The organism is Synechococcus sp. R8-2, assembly GCF_047461715.1.
Taxonomy (GTDB): Bacteria; Cyanobacteriota; Cyanobacteriia; order Thermostichales; family Thermostichaceae; genus Thermostichus.
In genome coordinates this window covers 1-1,292 of record NZ_JANSHQ010000315.1, presented here as the reverse complement: position 1 = coordinate 1,292, position 1,292 = coordinate 1, and the positions used below count along the sequence as shown (strand labels likewise).

The following is a 1,292-nucleotide window of genomic DNA, read 5'->3' as shown; positions in this document are numbered from 1 at the left end:
GACTCCGTCCCGCTGACGCGATAGGCAGGATCCCCTATTGTCTGTTTCCCGTTCTACCAGAGAAACGGATCCCTGCTGGGGGCATGGCGGCAAGGTCGTAATAATTCGCAATGATCGCTGAGGTACTGTAAAGGGGAAGAGGATCCCTTCCCCAGAGAGCGTCCCCTTCCAAGGATCCAATGGACTTCTCACCCCGCGCCCGCCTTTATTCAGCACATGGGTGTAAATCATGGTGGTTTTGACATCTTTGTGGCCCAACAATTCTTGGACGGTGCGGATGTCGTAGCCGTTTTGCAGGAGATGAGTGGCAAAACTATGGCGGAAGGTGTGGCAACTGACCCGCTTGGGGATCCCGGTTTTTTGGACAGCTTGTTTAATCGCCCGTTGTAATCCAGACTCATGCAAATGATGGCGGCGGGTGATGCCAGTGCGAGGATCCTGAGATAACCTTTCTGCCGGAAAGACATATTGCCAGCTCCACTCCCGCTCCGCATTGGGATACTTGCGCTCCAAAGCAAATGGCAGATAGACTGAGCCGTATCCTTGTTCCAAATCCTGCTGATGTTGTCGCTTTGCCCAGAGCAAGTGTTCTTGCAAAGGTTCCACTAAGGTTTCTGGCAGCATCGTTAACCGGCTCTCCATCCCTTTACTATTGCGAATCACCAGTTGCCGTTGGTTAAAATCGACATCTTTGACCCGGAGCTGCTGGGCTTCCGCCAATCGCAAGCCACTGCCATACAGCACCTGCACCACCAAGCGATGGATCCCGGATAGATGCACAATGATGGCTTTGACCTCCTCAGGGGTTAAGACCGTAGGCAAATAGCGTGACCGTTTGGCTCGCACGGCGTCTAGGTCAAGGTCTAGCTCCAGATGCAGCACTTCTCGGTAAAGGAACAACAGCGCACTGAGAGCCTGGTTTTGGGTGGAAGCGGCAACCTTACCCTCCACCGCCAGGTGAGTGAGAAAGGCGTTGATTTCTTCGCCGCCCATCTCCTTGGGGTGTCGCTTGTTGTGAAACAAGATAAAGCGACGGATCCAGAGAAGATAAGATTTCTCGGTTTGGTAGGAGTAGTGTTTGACCCGGAGGGCATCACTGACTTGCTCCAGGAGCTTTCTGGGTCTAGGTATGGGTGTGTTAATGCTCATTCAGCCAGATAAAAACCCTTTGGAGGTAATTATCGCTCAAAATGTTGACTATACAGACAAATTAGGGTAGCATTACACTAGGCGATGGAAAAGTCTGCTTCTTAGGTGATTATCAGTCATCTAGCTGCAGAAACACATGTTAG

1 pseudogene is annotated in these 1,292 nt (G+C 51.5%); it reads right to left on the bottom strand.

Features of this window, described 5'->3' with window-relative positions:
* Positions 1 to 174 precede the first annotated feature (174 nt).
* Positions 175 to 1,149 (bottom strand): annotated as a pseudogene (locus NW819_RS08085) (integron integrase); the annotation flags it as partial.
* Positions 1,150 to 1,292: the final 143 nt, after the last annotated feature.